We start from the raw sequence: 19,675 nt of genomic DNA, 5'->3' as shown, positions 1-19,675 counted from the left end.
AATGATAGCAAAAGTAATTGTTGATATACCTTCTAAGAGTGTTGATTTTACATTTGATTATATAATTCCTATAAGGTTACAATCAATGATTCAAATAGGTATGCGTGTCATTGTTCCATTTGGACCAAGAACAATTCAAGGTTATGTTATGAAGATAACAGACCAGCCTGATAGCAATATAGATATAAAAAAATTAAAAGAAATTAAAGAAATTCAAGATATAAAACCCGAATTGACTGAAGAATTAATTCAATTTACTGAGTGGTATAACAATTACTTCGTTACAAAACGTATTTCAATGCTTGAAGTTATGCTGCCAAGTGCAATTAAAGCAAAATATATCAAGGTCTTTTCTATTGAAGATACGAATGCACTGCCTGAAACTTTAGCAGGGAAATTTGACTCATCAGGACACTATGCATTTAAAGCAGCACAGCAAAATGATGATTTAACACAAATTGCGCCATTATTAAAACAAGGTATTGTATCTGAAGTAACCTTACTATCACAAAATGTAAATAAGAAAAAACAACGTGCCATATGTGTTGTTGAAGGATTTAACTATGATAGTGTGCTAAATTCATTAGAAAAATCTAAGAAGCAATATGAATTATATGCCTTTTTATTAGATGAACAACATCGCATCGTTTTACTTAAAGACATAGAAGCAATGGGTTATTCAAAATCTAGTGTAGATACATTAATTCGCAAGGGCTTTGTTGAAAAATATGATGCTGTCGTTGAACGTGATCCATTTGAGACTAGGGTCTTTGAACAAGATGTGAAACAACATCTGACTTCAGACCAACAACGTGCATTTGAAGCCATATCAGAAAAGATACATGCTCATGAACAATGTACCTATTTATTGCATGGTGTGACAGGATCAGGCAAAACAGAAGTGTATTTACAAACAATTGAAGAAGTACTAAATCTTAATAGACAAGCAATGATGTTAGTTCCAGAAATTGCCTTAACACCACAAATGGTATTAAGATTTAAACGTAGATTTGGAGACGAAGTTGCTGTACTACATTCTGGATTATCCAAAGGTGAACGCTATGATGAATGGCAAAAGATTAGAGACGGTAAAGCACGTGTGAGCGTAGGTGCACGTTCAAGCGTCTTTGCACCATTTAAAAATTTAGGGATGATTATTATAGATGAAGAACATGAATCTTCGTATAAGCAAGAAGATTATCCTAGATATCATGCAAGAGATATCGCGCAATGGCGTAGTGAGTATCATCAATGTCCTTTAATATTAGGCAGCGCGACACCAAGTTTAGAATCATTTGCACGAGCTGAAAAGGGTGTATATGAGTTACTATCGTTACCTAACAGAGTTAATCAACAAGCTTTACCTGAGGTAGAAATTGTAGATATGAGAGAAGAATTGAACTCTGGAAATCGCTCTATGTTCTCTAATCAATTACGAGATGCAATACAACAACGCTTAGATAATCAGGAACAAATTGTACTCTTTTTAAATCGACGCGGTTATGCTTCATTTATGTTGTGTAGAGATTGTGGGCATGTTCCACAGTGTCCGAATTGTGATATTTCATTGACTTATCACAAATCAACAGATCAATTGAAATGTCATTATTGTGGTCATCAAGAAGTACCACCTAATCAATGTCCTAATTGTGAAAGTGAGCATATTAGACAAATGGGTACTGGCACACAGAGAGTTGAAGAACTTTTACAAGAAGCGTTTCAAGAGGCTCGTATTATACGGATGGACGTGGATACTACTTCTAGAAAAGGGGCTCATGAAAAGTTATTAAATGATTTTGGTTCAGGAAAAGGGGATATCTTGTTAGGGACACAAATGATTGCTAAAGGATTGGATTTTCCTAATATTACGTTAGTAGGTGTTTTGAATGCTGACACAATGTTGAATTTGCCAGACTTTAGAGCAAGTGAGCGAACATACCAATTGTTAACGCAAGTTGCTGGTCGAGCTGGTCGTCATGAAAAAGAAGGACAGGTGCTTATTCAAACATACAATCCAGATCATTATGCTATTAAAGATGTCCAAGAAAATGATTACACAGCCTTTTTCCAAAAAGAAATGAATTATAGGAAAATTGGAAAGTACCCACCGTATTTCTTTTTAATTAATTTTACTATTGCGCATAAAGAAATGAAAAAAGTTATGGAAGCATCCAAGCATATTCATAAAATATTACTGCAACATTTAACAGACAAAGCACTTGTACTTGGCCCATCTCCGGCCGCATTATCAAGAATCAATAACGAATATCGCTTTCAAATATTAGTGAAATATAAACGAGAACCTGCATTACACGAAGCATTAAAATATTTAGACGATTATTATCATGATCAATATTTAAAAGAAAAATTATCTTTGAAAATAGATATCGCACCGCAAATGATGATGTAATATTAAGCACGTTATATAACGAAGCTAATGTATACTGACTTTTGTATAAAAATATTAGAAAAAAGAACAAATTGTTTTGCTAGGTAAATGATTAGCCATTAAAATAGTTTGTTCTTTATTTTTTAGACAAAAAAACATAAAAGTTAGATATAAATATGAAGTATAGTGATGGCGCTATGGATATAATCTTAACAATTAACTAATATTTATTAAAATTTATAAAAAATAATTTGCTACATTTTTTGCATTTAATATTAATTAAAGTTATATTAAAGAGTAACGAGTCACACATAAATGATTAGAGTACGTATTGAGAACGACAATAACGATTAAGAAAAGCAACCGACTAAGTGAGAAATGAGATCAATATCTTTTTATGTCTAATCTAAGTAGTACGCCTATGAGTTTAATTCGAAATAGAAAAGCAATTGGATTAAGTATCAATGAGTTGTCAAACAGAATTACGTCCCTTTACGATATCGTATTAAATCCAGAGATGATTAAGCAAATTGAACAACAACAATTAACACTCAATCAAAATGACGCTAAAATATTAGCTGTTTTTTTATTACGACTGCGGAAGATTTACTTTAGTATAGTAACGTTAGTTTATGCTTTAGGGAAAAAAGGAGTGTTCATGTGCGATATAATGAGTTTAAGCAACCCATTGGTGAAGAACAAAATGAGTTTAAACAAGCTCATTTACCCAATGTGAAAGTTTTAGAAGGGCAATATTGCAGATTAGAAAAGTTAGCGCAATGTCATATTCAAGATTTATTTAATTATTTTTCTGATGAAGCGGATGCGCCGAATTGGACATATTTACCTGATGAGCAACCTCACGACTTTCAAGCATTTGAAAATTATATAGATAAGAAAATCAATTCTACTGATCCATATTTTTTCGCCATTATTGATAAAGAAACATCTGAAGCAGTGGGCATTTTATCTTTACTTAGAATTGATCGCCATAATGGTTCAATTGAAGTTGGTCATATACATTACGCTAATGTCATGAAACAAACACGTATTGCCACGGAAGTGCAATTTTTATTAGCCAATTATGTATTTCAAACATTAGGTTATAGAAGATATGAATGGAAATGTGATGCTTTAAATGAACCGTCTATTAAAGCAGCTCAACGGCTAGGGTTTAAATTTGAAGGTATTTTTAGAAATCATAAAGTGTATAAAAATCGTAATCGTGACACATATTGGTTAGCAATGATTGATAAAGAGTGGCAGCAAAATAAACTTAAATTTGAAAGTTGGTTAGCAGCACAAAATTTCGATGAACTTGGTAATCAAGTGAATCGGTTAACGATTCTAGATTGATGAAAAACAATAAGCTTAAAGAACGATCAATGCTCAATATATAATGAAAAATGTAAAGGTTTGAAATATGTCTTGTATACTATGAACATCGTTTTAAAGTGCAGTATAGATAAAAAGCCCATTTAAATATGAGCAGATATCTATTTCTGCACTTTTTATATTTTATGAATATAGATTGAATGAAGACTTATCCTACTACTTACTCAATATGTTCAGTAAACTATTCTTTCAATGAATGGTGCAATTTCCACTAAAATAAGTTATAATAATATGATGAATTTTTATGAGGAGAAATCGATATGACAATCAAACAACTTGTAACAAGCAAACACCCTATTCTTAATAAGCCTATACCGGATGTGACAAAATATGATGAAAATTTAGAACAATTATTGTTAGATTTAGAAGATACAATGTATGATGTTGAAGCATCTGCGATATGTGCGCCGCAGATAGGTGTTGCACAAAAAGTAGCGATGATAGATATGGAAATGGATGGATTGTTACAACTGATTAATCCTCAAATTATAAGTGAATCGGATACAAAAGTGACTGATTTAGAAGGGTCTATCAGTATACCTAATGTTTATGGTGAAGTGGAAAGAAGTAAAATGATTGTCGTTAAGAGTAATGATAAAAAAGGTAATGAAGTTGAGATGACTGCATATGATGATATCGCGAGAATGATTTTACATATGATAGATCATTTTGAAGGAAGATTGTTTACTGAACGTGTAGAGAAATTTTTAAGTGAAAGTGAAATGGAGGCGTATTTTGATAATGAGTAAAGTCATTTTTATGGGAACACCAGATTTTTCAACAAAAGTGCTAGAAATGTTAATTGCTGAACATGATGTGATTGCAGTAGTCACGCAACCAGACAGACCAGTGGGTAGAAAACGTGTTTTAACACCTCCACCAGTGAAAGAAGTTGCAATTAAGCACGGTTTACCAGTATATCAACCAGAAAAATTAGCCCAATCATCAGAGTTAGAACAACTTATTGACTTAGAAGCAGATTTAATCGTAACTGCAGCCTTTGGGCAAATATTGCCTGAATCATTATTAAATGCGCCAAAGTTAGGGGCAATCAATGTCCACGCGTCGTTATTACCTAAATATAGAGGTGGAGCGCCGATTCATCAAGCTATCATGGATGGTCAAACAGAAACAGGTATTTCTATAATGTATATGGTTAAGAAATTAGATGCAGGAGATATCATTTCTCAACAAGCAATAGAAATTGAGCACCAAGATGATGTCGGTACCATGCATGATAAATTGAGCTTTTTAGGTGCAGAATTATTAAAAGAGACTTTACCTTCTATTATTAATGGTACAAATAACCGCATTACACAGAATGAAAGTGAAGCTAGTTTTGCTACTAATATAAGTAGAGAACAGGAAAAGATTGATTGGTACCAATCGGCTGAAGTTATTTACAACCATATAAGAGGTCTGTCACCATGGCCAGTAGCTTATACAGTTATGGATGATGGTAACATGAAAGTATATGCATCCCGAATTGAAAAAGGTAAAACAGGTGAACCAGGTACAATTATTGAAACAACGAAAAAAGCAATCATCGTTGCGACAGGTTCCGACGATGCAATTGCATTAACAGATATTCAAGTTGCAGGGAAAAAACGTATGTTAACTGCAAACTACTTAAGTGGCGTGCAAACTTCACTTGTTGGGAAGGTACTAACATGACAATAGAAACAAATGTGCGAGCGTTAGCATTTGAAACCATTCAAGATATTATAAATGATAAAGCCTATAGTAACATCATCATTAATGATGTGTTATCAAATAATGAATTAAATAGAGCAGATAAAGGATTATATACAGAATTAGTATATGGCACGTTAAAAAGAAAATATACTTTAGATTATTTGCTGAAACCTTTTGTTCAAACAAAGTTAAAAGGTTGGGTCAGACAGTTACTTTGGATGAGTATTTATCAATATGTCTATTTAGATAAAATACCTGAACACGCGATTATTAATGAAGCCGTTGAAATTGCTAAATATAAAGGCGGTCCGCATAATGGTAATGTTGTGAACGGTATACTAAGAAATATTATGCGCAGTGACTTACCAGATTTTACTGAAATTAAAGATGACAAAAAACGTATCGCGATTGAATACAGTTTACCCAAATGGTTGGTTGATCACTGGACAACGCATTTTGGTATTGAAAAAACAGAAACAATTGCGCAATCATTTTTAGATAAAGTAACTACAACCGTACGTGTTAACTTAACTCGTATTTCAGTAGACGATGCTATTAGAAGACTCACTGATGATGATTATATTGTAGAACAAGATAGAGAAATCGAAACTTGTCTACATATTAGTGGTAAGTCAATTATTGAATCTCGTATGTTTAAAGATGGACTGATATCTATTCAAGATAAGAGTTCAATGTTTATTGGTGAATTAATGGCATTAAAAGAAGGTGACCAAGTTTTAGATGCTTGTAGTGCACCTGGTGGAAAAGCTTGTCATATTGCTGAAATATTAAATGGTACTGGACATGTTGATGCGACGGACATTCATGAACATAAAATAGATTTAATAGATTTTAATATAAGAAAATTACGTTTATCTAACATTTCTGCATTTGAACACGATGCAACTGAAAAATATGATAAAGTGTATGATAAGATTTTAGTAGATGCGCCATGTAGTGGTTTAGGTGTTTTAAGACATAAACCAGAAATAAAATATGAACAATCGCAACATGCAATTGAATCTTTGGTTGAAATTCAATTGGAAATCTTAAATAATGTGAAATATAATGTGAAACCTGGTGGTACAATGATTTATTCAACTTGTACGATTGAGCAAATGGAAAATGAAAATGTTGTATATACATTTTTAAAAGAAAATAAAGATTTTGAATTCGATCAATTTGAACATCCAATAACTGGAGAAAAAGTAAAAACGATGCAAATTTTACCTCAAGATTTTAACTCTGATGGCTTTTTCATAACTAGGATAAGAAGAAAGGAAAATTAAAATATGATAACTGCAGAAAAGAAGAAAAAAAATAAGTTTCTTCCCAATTTTGAAAAGCAATCAATTTATTCATTAAGATACGATGAGATGCAAGATTGGTTGGTACAAAATGGTCAGCAAAAATTCAGAGCGAAACAAATTTTTGAGTGGCTTTACGAAAAACGCGTCGATGACATTGATGATATGACAAATTTATCTAAAGAATTAAGAGAAGTACTTAAAGATAATTTTACAATGACAACCATGACAACAGTTGTAAAACAAGAAAGTAAAGACGGTACAATTAAGTTTTTATTTGAATTACAAGATGGTTATACAATTGAAACGGTCCTTATGAGACATGAATACGGGAATTCTGTTTGTGTAACCACACAGGTTGGTTGCCGTATTGGTTGTACGTTTTGCGCTTCTACATTAGGCGGTTTAAAACGTAACTTAGAAGCTGGAGAAATTGTTTCTCAAGTATTAACAGTTCAAAAAGCTTTAGATGAAACAGAAGAGCGTGTATCACAAATCGTTATCATGGGTATTGGAGAACCATTTGAAAACTATGATGAAATGATGGATTTCTTAAAAATTGTTAATGATGATAATGGACTAAATATTGGAGCGCGTCATATTACAGTGTCAACTTCAGGAATTATTCCAAGAATATACGATTTCGCTGATGAAGATATTCAAATTAATTTTGCGGTTAGCTTACACGGTGCAAATGATGAAATTCGATCACGTTTGATGCCGATAAATAGAGCATATAATGTAGAAAAATTAATGGAAGCTATTCATTATTATCAAGAAAAAACAAATAGACGTATTACTTTTGAGTATGGTTTATTTGGTGGCGTCAACGACCAAATTGAACATGCTAGGGAATTAGCGCATTTAATTCAAAAATTGAATTGCCATGTTAACTTAATACCAGTGAATCACGTACCAGAAAGAAATTATGTGAAGACACCTAAAGAAGATATCTTTAAATTTGAAAAAGAATTGAAGCGTTTAGGGATAAATGCAACAATTAGACGTGAACAAGGTGCTGATATTGACGCTGCTTGTGGTCAATTAAGAGCTAAGGAACGAAAAGTAGAAACGAGGTAGGGACATGCTAAAAGCACAATTTTTTACTGACACGGGTCGATACCGTGATAAAAATGAAGATGCAGGTGGCGTATTTTATAATCGTACAGAGCAACAGCTATTAGTGCTTTGTGATGGTATGGGTGGTCACCTAGCAGGAGAAGTTGCGAGCCAATTTGTCACTGATGAGCTTCAACGTCGTTTTGAAGTGGAAAATCTTATCGAAGCTGATCAAGCTGAAAATTGGTTGAGAACAACTTTAAAAGCTATTAATCGTGAGTTATATGAAATGTCAGTAGAAAACCCAGAATATAAGGGTATGGGTACAACTTGTGTCTGTGCTTTAGTATTTGATAACTATATTGTAGTCGCAAATATTGGTGATTCACGAGCTTATTTAGTGAATAGTAGAGAGATTGAACAAATTACGAATGATCATTCGTTTGTTAATCATCTCATGATGATTGGGCAAATTACTGCTGAACAAGCATTTAATCATCCTCAACGAAATATCATTACCAAAGTGATGGGGACTGATAAGTTAGTGACGCCAGATATATTTGTGAAAAAAACGAATTTCTATGATTATTTAATGTTAAATTCTGATGGTTTAACCGATTTTGTACGTAACCATCAAATTCAAGAAACATTGGTACAAGCGAAAGAATTAGAGACACACGGTCAAGACTTAATAGAACTTGCACTATCTGAAGATACGAATGACAATGTAAGTATTGTATTGGCTGAGATTGAAGGTGATAAAGTATGATAGGCAAAATAATAAGTGAGCGCTACGAGGTCATTAAAAAACTCGGTGGTGGCGGAATGAGTACTGTCTATCTTGCCGAAGACACAATTCTCAATCGTAAAGTAGCGATCAAAGCAATTAGGATTCCTGCTGGTGAGAAAGAAGAAACTATTAAACGTTTCGAAAGAGAAGTACATAATTTAACACAACTATCACATAAAAATATAGTGAACGTGTTTGATGTTACGGAAGATGATGATAATTTCTATTTAGTAATGGAATATATAGAAGGACCGACATTATCTGAATACATTCAAAAAAACCAACCTTTGGAGACCACAACAGCACTCAACTTTACCAATCAAATTATTAATGGAATTAAACATGCTCATGATACTAAAATCGTACACCGTGATATTAAACCACAAAATATTTTAATAGATAAGCACCAGACTTTGAAGATTTTAGATTTTGGTATTGCGAAAGCTCTAAGCGAAACAACAATGACACAAACGAACCATGTATTAGGTACAGTTCAATATTTATCACCCGAACAAGCACGTGGTGAATCGACAGATAATGGTACCGATATTTATTCAATTGGTGTTGTATTGTATGAAATGCTTATTGGTAAACCACCGTTTTCTGGAGAAACAGCAGTAAGTATTGCAATTAAGCATATCCAAGATCCTATGCCTAATATTACTGATGAACGCTCGGATGTACCTCAAGCACTAAGTAATGTTGTACTGAAAGCAACGGAAAAAGATAAGACGGTGCGTTACCAATCAGTAAGAGATATGCAAAGTGATTTAGAAAATGTATTGTCTGAAAATCGTGAGAATGAAGCGAGGTATCAATCCGTTGAGGAGAATACCAAGACAATTCCTATAAATAAATCAGATATTGTCAACCAGACGAGAGATGAAGATAAAGGAAAAAACATAAAAGAAACAATGCAGATTCCTATCGTCAATCAACAACAATTTCAATCAAGTGAAGAACATATTTATGAGGTACCACAAAAAAAGCGTACAAAGAAAAAGAAGTTTTTCTATACACTTATAATCGTCTTATTGCTGTTTGGTTTATTTGGATTCATGGCAATGGGTATGTTTGGAAATAAATATTTAGAAACACCAGATTTATCAGGTAAGACAGAAAAAGAAGCAGAACATATTTTAAAAGAAAATAAATTACAAATGGGTAATATATCGCGTGAATATAGTGATAAATATCCAGAGAATAAAATTATAAAAACGACGCCTGAGAAAGGGGATCGTTTAGAACAACAAAGTAAAGTTGACATTGTTTTATCTAAAGGACCTGAATTGACGGAAATGCCAAATTTATTTGGTATGACAAAATCCGAAGCTTTAGATAAATTAAAAGATTTAGGCATCAAAGATTCAAAAGTGAAACAAGCGTACACGAAACAAAATATCGCTAAAGGTTTAATTGAATCACAAAATGTGAATCCTGGAGATAAAGTGAAAGTGAATGATAGTAATATAGAGCTTACTGAATCTTTAGGGACAAAACAAGTTTACGTTGATGACTATGAGAATAAAGCTTTTAAAACGGCAAAATCAGAGTTAGAGGCAAAAGGATTCAAGGTAGTTGTCACTCAGGAAACTGAGGACAAGAAAGTTAAAAAAGATAATGTTATCAGCCAATCACCAAAAGATGAAGAAATAGACGAAGGTTCAACAATTGAATTCACCGTTTCAAAAGGCGCTCCAAAATCTGATGATGATAAAGAAGATGAGGAAAAAGACGCTGACGATAAAGATAAAGATGACAAAGAATCTAAAGATGATGAACCAGCGACTAAAGATTATACAGAAACGTATGAAGTTCAATATACTGGTAAAGATGACGACAGCCAAGAAGTAAAAGTGTTTGTAAGAGACAAAAATGGCGAAGGGACATCACCTTCACAAACATTTAAAATAAAAGACAATAAAACCATTAAAATACCGATGACAATAGAAAAAGGTAAAACGGCTGGTTATACCGTTCGTGTAGATGGTAAAGTTGTTGCTGATAAAGATATACCTTATGATTTTTAGCGACACTTAGCGAGCGAAGAGAGCATAGTGTCGCTTATGCAAGAGCGAAAGCTCTAGCGAACCACAAATAGAAGATATAAAATGAGCACCAATTTAGTCGAATTTGGATTAAATTGGTGCTTTTAATTTATTATCTCAATGTCATTCATAGAATAATTAAGTGGAAAAGTATCGTTATCGATATTTACAACTGAAAATTTAGCCGAAATCGTTTCAAATCATATTTAAATCAAAAATGCTTTGCTATAATATAAATGGTAAAAGTATTTAAAAGAGGGGTGCCTAAGTGAAAACAGGACGCATCATAAAATCAATCAGTGGTGTTTACCGAGTTGATGTAGACGGTGAAATGTATGATACAAAACCACGTGGCCTTTTTAGAAAAAATAAATTTTCACCTATTGTAGGTGATGTCGTTGATTTTGAAGTAGAAAATGTAACGGAAGGTTATATACATCATGTACATGAACGAAAAAATGAAATAAAGCGACCGCCTGTTAGTAATGTCGACCATCTCATTCTTGTAATGAGTGCTGTAGAACCAGATTTTTCTACACAGTTACTAGATAGGTTTTTAGTAATTGCGCATTCTTATCATATGCGTCCGCGTATTCTTGTAACTAAAAAAGATTTGACATCTTTGGAAAAACAACACGATATTGAAAAATTGCTAGAAGTTTATGAGAATATGAGCTATAAAACACAATTCATAAGTATTAATGAAGATATTGAACAAGTCTTTTCAAGTTGGGGTGATGGTTTAGCTGTGTTGAGTGGTCAATCAGGTGTTGGTAAATCAACGTTATTGAATAAATATTTTCCTAATATAGAGATTGAAACACAACACATTTCTAAAGCGTTAAATCGTGGTCGTCATACAACACGTCATGTTGAATTGTTTGAGAGAGCTAAAGGCTTTATAGCAGATACGCCAGGCTTTAGTGCTTTGGATTATGATCATATACAAAAAGATGAAATCAAAAATTATTTCATGGAAATACATGAATATAGTGCGACATGTAAGTTCAGAGATTGTAACCATATTAATGAACCGAAATGTAATGTTAAAGCTGAATTGGAAAATGGCAATATTGCCCAGTTTAGATACGATCATTATTTACAGCTATTTAAAGAAATTTCAAATAGAAAGGAAAGATATTAAGTGGCAAAATTATATCCATCATTATTATCAGCAGATTTTTTGAATTTACAACAAGAGTTAACTGCTTTAGAAAAGGCAGGCGTTGATGGGGTACATTTTGACGTCATGGATGGACAATTTGTACCTAACATTTCAATCGGACTACCTATATTGGATTCAGTACGTAAAGGTACAGATTTACCTATTGATGTGCATCTTATGATAGAAGAACCTGAAAAATATGTTGAATTATTTGCTGAGCATGGCGCTGATATGATTTCAGTACATATTGAAGCAACACCCCATATTCACAGAGTGATTGAACAAATTAAGAATAAAAATGTAAAAGCTGGTGTGGTGATTAATCCTGGGACGCCAGTTGATTCAATTCGTCCGGTATTAAAAATGGTAGATTATGTATTGGTTATGACAGTAAACCCTGGTTTTGGTGGTCAAACATTTATAAATGATTGCGTAGAAAAACTGGATCAATTATCTGAAATCAAAAAAGCGCAAGGCTTAAACTTTGATATTGAAGTAGATGGTGGTATTAACAATAACACTGTTGAAACTGTAGTTAACCATGGTGCGACAATGTTAGTTGCAGGGTCATACTTTTTTAAACACGATGAATATCAAACGGTAACTAACACATTGAAAGGTTGACATAGATGAAAGCCAATTTATTATGTGGCAATAGAAATTTGCCCAAGCATATTTTAGTGGAACATAAACATGAACATTGGATTGGTATAGATAGAGGCACCTTGATCTTGCTAGAATCTGGGATTACACCTCAATTTGCAGTCGGTGATTTCGATTCTATTTCTGATTCAGAGAGGAACTTTATACAACAACAGATAGAGATAAATCCTTATAATTCTGAAAAAGATGACACAGATTTAGCTTTAGGCATTGATCAAGCAGTAAAGCGTGGCTATCGAAATATTGATGTTTATGGTGCGACGGGCGGTAGACTAGATCATTTCATGGGCGCCTTACAAATACTGGAAAAACCGGAATATACAAAAATGAATATCAACATTAAATTAATAGATGACACAAATGAAATTCAATTTATACAAAAAGGTCAGTTTAATGTGACATATAGTGAACAATTTCCATATATTTCATTTATACCAGTCATCTATCCAACTGTAATTTCATTGAAAGGCTTTAAATATAACTTACAAAATGAAACACTGAAACTTGGTTCAACGCTTACTATTTCAAATGAATTAAGTCAATCTTGTGGGAATATAGAAATAATTGAAGGCAGTGTATTGATGATTCGAAGTAAAGATTAAATGAGGATTTTTAAATATACGCTGATACCTAAAAGAAAATGAAATAAAAAAAGACCAATCCTCCACATAAGGATTGGTCTTTTCGTGCATTATATTTATTAAACTCTAGTTACTTTACCAGATTTTAAAGCACGTGCAGAAACCCAAACTTTTTTAGGTTTTCCGTCTACAAGAATTCTAACTTTTTGAAGGTTAGCATTCCATCTTCTTTTAGAAGAATTTAAAGCGTGAGAACGATTGTTTCCAGTTGAAGCTTTACGACCTGTTACGAAACATTGTTTGCCCATGAAAGTACCTCCTTTAATAAATATAAATACACGTATCTACTACATACTTGAATAATGTACCACAAATAAGTATAGATAGCAATAAAACGAGAAAAATTTTTCGTTTACATGAATAATACTTTTGTTAATATTAAATTATGGTATAATTGTAAACTGTGGATAAATATAGTATTTTTTTAATAAGATAATCAAGACGCATTGTTTATTATTGACGATTATGATATAACCATAAACTTAGGAGGCCCATTTTATGACATTAGAAATCACAAATGATTACGGTAGTATAGACATTTCAAACGAAGTAATATCTTCAGTTGTGGGTAGTAAAGCAGTAGAATGTTATGGAATTGTAGGCATGGCTTCTAGACAACAAGTTAGAGATGGCATTGCAGAAATACTCGGACATGAAAATTATGCTAAAGGTATCATTGTACGAGAAGATAATGGCGTTGTTGATGTAGATATGTACATTATTGTAAGCTTTGGAACAAAAATATCTGAAGTAGCTAGCAATGTACAATCAACTGTAAAATATACATTAGAACAAACATTAAAAATAAAAGTAAATTCAATCAATATATTTGTACAAGGTGTGCGCATTAATAATGGCACGAAAAACTAGGAGGACATTACGCAATGGTAAGCAAAATAGATGGTAAATTATTTGCCGAGATGATTATACAAGGGGCGCAAAATTTATCAAATCATGCAGACTTAGTTGATTCATTGAACGTTTATCCAGTACCAGATGGAGATACTGGGACGAATATGAATTTGACGATGACATCAGGGAGAGAAGCAGTCGAAAACAATTTATCTCAACAAATTGGTGAACTAGGTAAGACATTTTCTAAAGGTTTATTGATGGGTGCTAGAGGGAACTCTGGTGTGATTTTGTCACAATTATTTAGAGGGTTTAGTAAAAGTTTAGAAACATATGAAACAATTAATGCTAAACAATTTGCTGAAAGTTTTAAAGCAGGTGTAGATACAGCGTATAAAGCAATCATGAAACCAGTTGAGGGAACGATTTTAACAGTAGCAAGAGATGCAGCTGATGCAGCTATACAAAAGGCAGAAGAAACCGACGATTGTATTGAATTAATGGCTTACATTCTCGAAGAAGCAGAAGTCTCACTTGAAAACACACCGAATTTATTACCAGTATTAAAAGAAGTCGGTGTTGTAGATAGTGGAGGTAAAGGCTTAGCTATTGTTTACGCTGGATTTTTAAAAGCATTAAAAGGTGAAACGGTATCTGCACAGTCACCAAAATTAAATAAAGAGTCTTTAGTTAATGAAGAACATGATTTTCATGGCGTAATTAATACGGAAGATATCGTTTATGGCTATTGTACTGAAATGATGGTTCGTTTTGGAAAAAATAAAAAAACCTTTGATGAGCAGAGTTTTAGAGAAGACATGAGCCAGTTTGGGGATTCTTTATTAGTTATCAACGATGAGGAAATTGTTAAAGTACATGTGCATACAGAAAAACCAGGTGACGTATTTAACTATGGTCAACAGTATGGTGAATTAATTAAGTTAAAAGTCGAAAATATGCGTGAACAACATCGTGAAGTTGTGAAAAAAGAACATGACGGTGGCAAAGCAACATCTACAGAAGAAACGCAGGCAGTCGACACTGCAGTCATTGCAATCTCCATGGGTGAAGGTATTTCAGAGATTTTCAAGTCAATGGGTGCGACACACATGATTAGTGGTGGACAAACAATGAATCCATCAACAGAAGATATTGTCAAGATTATTGAACAATCACAATGTAAACGTGCAATCATTTTACCTAATAATAAAAACATTCTAATGGCTAGTGAACAAGCTGCTGAAATTGTAGAAGCTGATACTATAGTCATTCCGACCAAATCAATACCACAAGGCATTGCTGCGTTATTTAATTATGATGAAACTGATTCACTCGAATCTAATAAATCAAGAATGGTGGAATCTTTAGAAGCAGTACGTTCTGGTTCAGTGACATACGCTGTGAGAGATACTAAAATTGATGGTGTTGAAATTAAAAAAGACGCATTTATGGGCTTGATTGAGGATAAAATTGTAACAAGTCATGCTGATCAATTTGAAACGGTTAAGGGATTAATGGCAGAAATGATTAATGAAGATAGTGAAATCATTACGATGATCGTTGGTATGGATGCTGATAAAACAGTTACTTCAGACATTGAAGATTGGATGGAAGCAACATATCCAGACGTTGAATTAGAACAACATGATGGTCAACAACCTGTTTATCAATATTTGTTTTCTGTAGAATAATATAAATCACAGCATTAGAATCTTAAAAGAGTATCATTTATACAATAGTATATGACTTCAAAAGGAAAAACATCGACTATATCAGTCATGTTACAGATGGGAGTGAGAAAATCAGATTTTAAAATTTGATTAATTCTTACTTCCATATTTTTTTGAAATAATGACATTTTTTAAATGATTTTAAGGTTGTCAGCAATTTAATTTTGCATTTAATAAGAACAATACAACCAGTTTTGGTTTATAATGTTTATTGAACTTGTTATAATAAACAAGATGTTTAAGAATGAAAGCGCAACACTTTAGAAACATTAAAAATAAGAGTGGGGTATAATTATGAAATATAAAACAGTCTTCGATATAATTGGTCCTACAATGGTAGGCCCTTCGTCTTCTCATACTGCAGGCGCAGTGAGAATTGGTTTAGTAGCTAGAGACTTATTTAATCAATTACCGAAACAAGCTGATATATATCTTTATGGTTCATTTATGGAAACATATAAAGGACATGGCACTGATGTTGCTTTAGTCGGTGGCTTGTTAGGCTACGATACTGATGATGATCGTATACAAACAAGTTTGGAAACTGCTGAGGAAGCTGGGATGAAAGTCAACTTTATTGAAATGGCAGAAGAAAGATCACATCCGAACACGGCTATTATTAATATGCGTGATGGAGACAAAGAAATATCCGTTGAGGGTGTTTCAATTGGTGGCGGAAAAATTGAAGTAGTAGCAATCAATGGATTCAATATCGCGATTAGTGGTAATTACCCGGCATTACTTGTATTCCATAAAGATACGTTTGGTACTATTGGTCGTGTAGCCAATATACTGGGAGACTCAAGTATTAATGTAGGTAGTATGCAAGTATCTAGGAAGGAAAAAGGCGATCAAGCATTAATGACTTGTGAATTAGATGATGCAGTGAATGATGAAATAATAGAGAAAATTAAAAACGTCGATGGTGTAGTGACGGTTTCACTCATGGGAGACGCCTAATGGAGGTATTGCATGTTTAAAAGTGTGAAAGAATTAGTAGAAATATGTGAAGAGCAAAATAAAAAAATCCATGAAATTATGCTTGAACAAGAAATGGAAGTTACAGGACTATCTGAAGCAGATGTTTATGCACATATGGACAAAAACTTACAAACGATGGAGAATGCTTTAGACGAAGGTTTAGCAGGGGTTACATCTACAACAGGGCTCACTGGTGGAGATGCTGTACTAATTAAAGAATATTTGAAAACGGGGAAATCACTCGCAGGACCAACTTTGTTAGACGCAGTTAGTAAAGCTGTTGCGACAAATGAAGTCAATGCAGCTATGGGGAAAATTTGTGCAACACCTACAGCAGGTTCTGCAGGTGTTGTACCAGGCGTGTTATTTGGTCTTAAACCGCGTTTAGAACCATCAAGAAAAGATATGTTAAATTTCTTATTAACTTCAGGTGCATTTGGTTTTGTTGTTGCTAATAATGCATCTATTTCAGGTGCTGCTGGTGGTTGTCAAGCAGAAGTCGGTTCAGCTGCGGCGATGGCAGCTGGAGCAACTGTAGAACTTGCAGGTGGAACGCCGCAACAGTCAGCTGAAGCTTTTGCAATTTGTTTGAAAAATATGCTAGGTTTAGTATGTGATCCAGTAGCTGGTTTAGTAGAAGTACCTTGTGTTAAGAGAAATGCTGCAGGTGCATCAAACGCAATCGTATCTGCGGACATGGCTTTGGCAGGTGTGACTTCAAGAATTCCTACAGATGAAGTGATTGAAGCAATGTATAAAATCGGTCAAACGATGCCATCCGCTCTACGTGAAACAGGTCGTGGAGGTTTAGCAGGTACACCTACGGGTCAGCGCCTAAAACAAGAAATATTTGGTGATTAATTATGTCAAAAGTCAATTTAATTGAAAGTCCATTTCCATTATCTCAAATAAAAGGATTAGGTCCGAAACGCTTAGCAGTATTGAATGAATTAAATATTCATACTGTTGAAGATTTAATTCTATATTTACCAACACGTTACGAAGATAATACTGTAATTGACTTAAATGAAGCTGAAGATCAAGCGATAGTGACAGTGGTGGGTGAAGTTTATTCAACACCAACTGTCGCTTTTTTTGGTCGTAATAAATCTAAATTAACAGTACATATCATGGTCGACCAAATTGCTGTGAAATGCACATTTTTCAATCAGCCTTATTTAAAAAAGAAAATAGAATTACATGGAACCGTAACAGTCAAAGGAAAATGGAATAGAGCAAAGCAAGAAATCAACGGTAACAGAATGTTTTTTAGCCAACAAATGGATGAGAGCGGACAATATGAACCTGTATATCGCATTAAAGAAGGTATTAAACAAAAGCCTTTAAGAGATATGATTAGACAGGTACTAGATCAGGTGACGATTCAAGAATGGCTCTCTGAAGACTTAAGAAAAAAATACAAATTAGAAACTTTAGAAGATACAATTAAAGCTTTGCATTTTGCAACTGATAAAGCATCTTTACTGAAAGCACGTAGAACATATGCTTTCACAGAATTATTTATGTTTGAATTAAGAATGCAGTGGTTGAATCGTCTTGAAAAAACATCAGATGAAGCAATTGACGTAGACTATGATATTAATTTAGTTAAACATTTTATAGATAGTCTACCGTTTGAATTAACAGACGCTCAGAAACATAGCGTGAATGAAATATTCAGAGATTTGAAAGCACCCATTCGCATGCATCGTTTATTACAAGGCGATGTAGGTTCTGGTAAAACAGTTGTCGCTGCTATTTGTATGTATGCCTTGAAAACAGCAGGCTATCAGTCAGCTTTAATGGTTCCGACAGAAATATTAGCGGAGCAACATGCAGAAAGTTTAGTTGACCTATTTGGTGATAGAATGAACGTGGCTTTATTGACTGGCTCTGTTAAAGGAAAAAAACGGAAGCTGTTATTAGAACAACTGAATAATAATGAAATTGATTGTATCATTGGAACACATGCATTAATTCAGGATGATGTTAAGTTTAATAATGTGGGTCTTGTTATTACAGATGAACAACATCGTTTTGGTGTTAATCAGCGACAGTTGTTAAGAGAAAAAGGTGCTATGACCAATGTCTTATTTATGACAGCAACGCCGATACCAAGAACATTAGCCATTTCAGTATTCGGTGAAATGGATGTTTCTTCAATTAAACAATTGCCTAAAGGTAGAAAACCAATCATCACTTCTTGGTCTAAGCATGAGGCTTATGAAAGTGTATTAAATCAAATGACTTCAGAACTGAAGAAGGGTAGACAAGCTTATGTCATTTGCCCACTGATTGAAAGTTCAGAGCATCTTGAAGATGTACAAAATGTTGTTGAATTATATGAATCATTGCAATCATATTATGGAGTTGAAAAGGTTGGTCTGCTTCATGGTAAATTACATTCAGATGAGAAAGATGAAGTGATGCAACGATTTAGCAATCATGAAATTGATATATTAGTGTCAACAACGGTAGTTGAAGTAGGTGTGAACGTGCCAAATGCGACGTTTATGATGATATATGATGCTGATCGTTTTGGTTTGTCTACGTTACATCAATTGCGTGGACGAGTGGGGAGAAGTGAACAACAAAGTTACTGTGTATTAATCGCATCACCGAAAACAGAAACAGGTATTGAACGTATGAATATCATGACCCAGACTACAGATGGCTTTGAACTTAGTGAACGTGATTTAGAAATGAGGGGGCCAGGCGATTTCTTTGGTGTAAAGCAGAGCGGTTTACCTGATTTCTTGGTTGCAAATGTAGTGGAAGATTATAAAATGCTAGAAGTTGCTAGAGATGAAGCCGCCGAATTAATACAGTCGGGTGTCTTCTTTGAACCACAATATAATATATTAAAATCTTTTATTGAAGAAAATTTATTGTATATGAGTTTTGATTAAAAATTGTTGGTTTGTATTTCATGCAAATCCATTGTATACTTTCTATTATAT

At 33.5% G+C, this 19,675-nt stretch carries 18 protein-coding genes; 17 read left to right on the top strand and 1 reads right to left on the bottom strand.

Going from position 1 to position 19,675, the window contains the following annotated elements; all coding sequences use genetic code 11:
- The first annotated feature begins 1 nt into the window (after nt 1).
- The 12 genes from priA to ACP7BT_RS03160 all read left to right on the top strand — a co-directional run bounded on the left by priA (nt 2) and on the right by ACP7BT_RS03160 (nt 13,113).
- Nucleotides 2-2,410 carry a primosomal protein N' gene (gene priA / locus ACP7BT_RS03215; protein ID WP_041080429.1) on the top strand — a complete coding sequence of 803 codons (2,409 nt, stop codon included), beginning with the start codon at nt 2-4 and terminating at the stop codon, nt 2,408-2,410.
- Nucleotides 2,411-2,786: 376 nt separating this feature from the next.
- Nucleotides 2,787-3,125, top strand: coding sequence for a hypothetical protein (locus tag ACP7BT_RS03210; protein ID WP_228481169.1), 339 nt, complete (start codon nt 2,787-2,789; stop codon nt 3,123-3,125).
- The gene (locus ACP7BT_RS03205; RefSeq protein ID WP_002483513.1) at nt 3,050-3,745 is read left to right on the top strand and encodes a GNAT family N-acetyltransferase; all 696 of its coding nucleotides are present in this window, start codon (nt 3,050-3,052) and stop codon (nt 3,743-3,745) included. Before ACP7BT_RS03210 ends, ACP7BT_RS03205 begins: the two co-directional genes overlap by 76 nt.
- A 299-nt stretch (nt 3,746-4,044) precedes the next feature.
- The gene (locus ACP7BT_RS03200) at nt 4,045-4,533 is read left to right on the top strand and encodes a peptide deformylase (RefSeq protein WP_041080430.1); all 489 of its coding nucleotides are present in this window, start codon (nt 4,045-4,047) and stop codon (nt 4,531-4,533) included.
- A complete protein-coding gene (gene fmt / locus ACP7BT_RS03195; protein ID WP_002483511.1) occupies nt 4,526-5,458 on the top strand; it encodes a methionyl-tRNA formyltransferase in 933 nt (310 codons plus the stop codon). The genes ACP7BT_RS03200 and fmt overlap by 8 nt, the downstream gene beginning before the upstream one ends.
- A 2-nt stretch (nt 5,459-5,460) precedes the next feature.
- Complete coding sequence (gene rsmB, locus ACP7BT_RS03190) at nt 5,461-6,768, top strand: 16S rRNA (cytosine(967)-C(5))-methyltransferase RsmB (RefSeq protein ID WP_235304934.1); 1,308 nt, start codon at nt 5,461-5,463, stop codon at nt 6,766-6,768.
- A gap of 3 nt (nt 6,769-6,771) precedes the next feature.
- A complete protein-coding gene (rlmN, locus tag ACP7BT_RS03185; RefSeq protein WP_037538561.1) occupies nt 6,772-7,866 on the top strand; it encodes a 23S rRNA (adenine(2503)-C(2))-methyltransferase RlmN in 1,095 nt (364 codons plus the stop codon).
- Between the two features lie 4 nt (nt 7,867-7,870).
- Nucleotides 7,871-8,614, top strand: coding sequence for a Stp1/IreP family PP2C-type Ser/Thr phosphatase (locus tag ACP7BT_RS03180; protein WP_002483508.1), 744 nt, complete (start codon nt 7,871-7,873; stop codon nt 8,612-8,614).
- Entirely contained in the window at nt 8,611-10,665 is a 2,055-nt protein-coding gene (gene pknB, locus ACP7BT_RS03175) for a Stk1 family PASTA domain-containing Ser/Thr kinase (RefSeq protein ID WP_002483507.1), read from the top strand. The genes ACP7BT_RS03180 and pknB overlap by 4 nt, the downstream gene beginning before the upstream one ends.
- A 286-nt stretch (nt 10,666-10,951) precedes the next feature.
- On the top strand, nt 10,952-11,827 hold the full coding sequence (gene rsgA / locus ACP7BT_RS03170; protein ID WP_002483506.1) for a ribosome small subunit-dependent GTPase A: 876 nt from the start codon (nt 10,952-10,954) through the stop codon (nt 11,825-11,827).
- The gene (gene rpe / locus ACP7BT_RS03165; RefSeq protein ID WP_041080432.1) at nt 11,828-12,472 is read left to right on the top strand and encodes a ribulose-phosphate 3-epimerase; all 645 of its coding nucleotides are present in this window, start codon (nt 11,828-11,830) and stop codon (nt 12,470-12,472) included.
- 5 nt (nt 12,473-12,477) lie between these two features.
- Nucleotides 12,478-13,113 (top strand): thiamine diphosphokinase, encoded by a 636-nt coding sequence (locus ACP7BT_RS03160; RefSeq protein WP_037538558.1) that lies wholly within the window; start codon nt 12,478-12,480, stop codon nt 13,111-13,113.
- 98 nt (nt 13,114-13,211) lie between these two features.
- On the opposite strand, the gene rpmB is transcribed toward ACP7BT_RS03160, so the two are convergent.
- Nucleotides 13,212-13,400, bottom strand: a complete 189-nt coding sequence (gene rpmB / locus ACP7BT_RS03155) for a 50S ribosomal protein L28 (protein WP_002483503.1) — start codon at nt 13,398-13,400, stop codon at nt 13,212-13,214.
- A 250-nt stretch (nt 13,401-13,650) separates the two neighbouring features.
- Between rpmB and ACP7BT_RS03150 the strand changes: the two genes are divergently transcribed.
- From ACP7BT_RS03150 to recG, 5 genes are all read left to right on the top strand, one after another.
- Complete coding sequence (locus tag ACP7BT_RS03150) at nt 13,651-14,022, top strand: Asp23/Gls24 family envelope stress response protein (RefSeq protein WP_002483502.1); 372 nt, start codon at nt 13,651-13,653, stop codon at nt 14,020-14,022.
- Nucleotides 14,023-14,036: 14 nt separating this feature from the next.
- Nucleotides 14,037-15,695 carry a fatty acid kinase catalytic subunit FakA gene (gene fakA / locus ACP7BT_RS03145; protein ID WP_002483501.1) on the top strand — a complete coding sequence of 553 codons (1,659 nt, stop codon included), beginning with the start codon at nt 14,037-14,039 and terminating at the stop codon, nt 15,693-15,695.
- A gap of 333 nt (nt 15,696-16,028) precedes the next feature.
- Nucleotides 16,029-16,694, top strand: a complete 666-nt coding sequence (gene sdaAB / locus ACP7BT_RS03140; RefSeq protein WP_002483500.1) for an L-serine ammonia-lyase, iron-sulfur-dependent subunit beta — start codon at nt 16,029-16,031, stop codon at nt 16,692-16,694.
- 12 nt (nt 16,695-16,706) lie between these two features.
- Nucleotides 16,707-17,576: an L-serine ammonia-lyase, iron-sulfur-dependent, subunit alpha gene (gene sdaAA, locus ACP7BT_RS03135; protein ID WP_041080433.1), complete on the top strand. Its 870-nt coding sequence runs from the start codon at nt 16,707-16,709 to the stop codon at nt 17,574-17,576.
- Between the two features lie 2 nt (nt 17,577-17,578).
- A complete protein-coding gene (recG, locus tag ACP7BT_RS03130; RefSeq protein WP_011303289.1) occupies nt 17,579-19,624 on the top strand; it encodes an ATP-dependent DNA helicase RecG in 2,046 nt (681 codons plus the stop codon).
- Nucleotides 19,625-19,675: the final 51 nt, after the last annotated feature.

It is taken from the genome of Staphylococcus sp. Y174-1 (assembly GCF_049897865.1).
GTDB classification, from domain to species: Bacteria; Bacillota; Bacilli; order Staphylococcales; family Staphylococcaceae; genus Staphylococcus; species Staphylococcus saprophyticus.
The sequence above is the reverse complement of the archived record's forward strand: the minus strand, read 5'-3'. Positions and strand labels throughout refer to the sequence as shown.

Coding starts and splice junctions, on each gene's coding strand:
- rpmB (WP_002483503.1), bottom strand. CDS start 13,400: ATGGGCAAACAATGTTTCGTAACAGGTCGTAAAGCTTCAACTGGAAAC.
- pknB (WP_002483507.1), top strand. CDS start 8,611: ATGATAGGCAAAATAATAAGTGAGCGCTACGAGGTCATTAAAAAACTC.
- ACP7BT_RS03200 (WP_041080430.1), top strand. CDS start 4,045: ATGACAATCAAACAACTTGTAACAAGCAAACACCCTATTCTTAATAAG.
- ACP7BT_RS03160 (WP_037538558.1), top strand. CDS start 12,478: ATGAAAGCCAATTTATTATGTGGCAATAGAAATTTGCCCAAGCATATT.
- rlmN (WP_037538561.1), top strand. CDS start 6,772: ATGATAACTGCAGAAAAGAAGAAAAAAAATAAGTTTCTTCCCAATTTT.
- ACP7BT_RS03150 (WP_002483502.1), top strand. CDS start 13,651: ATGACATTAGAAATCACAAATGATTACGGTAGTATAGACATTTCAAAC.
- recG (WP_011303289.1), top strand. CDS start 17,579: ATGTCAAAAGTCAATTTAATTGAAAGTCCATTTCCATTATCTCAAATA.
- ACP7BT_RS03210 (WP_228481169.1), top strand. CDS start 2,787: ATGTCTAATCTAAGTAGTACGCCTATGAGTTTAATTCGAAATAGAAAA.
- priA (WP_041080429.1), top strand. CDS start 2: ATGATAGCAAAAGTAATTGTTGATATACCTTCTAAGAGTGTTGATTTT.
- sdaAB (WP_002483500.1), top strand. CDS start 16,029: ATGAAATATAAAACAGTCTTCGATATAATTGGTCCTACAATGGTAGGC.
- ACP7BT_RS03180 (WP_002483508.1), top strand. CDS start 7,871: ATGCTAAAAGCACAATTTTTTACTGACACGGGTCGATACCGTGATAAA.
- fakA (WP_002483501.1), top strand. CDS start 14,037: ATGGTAAGCAAAATAGATGGTAAATTATTTGCCGAGATGATTATACAA.
- sdaAA (WP_041080433.1), top strand. CDS start 16,707: ATGTTTAAAAGTGTGAAAGAATTAGTAGAAATATGTGAAGAGCAAAAT.
- fmt (WP_002483511.1), top strand. CDS start 4,526: ATGAGTAAAGTCATTTTTATGGGAACACCAGATTTTTCAACAAAAGTG.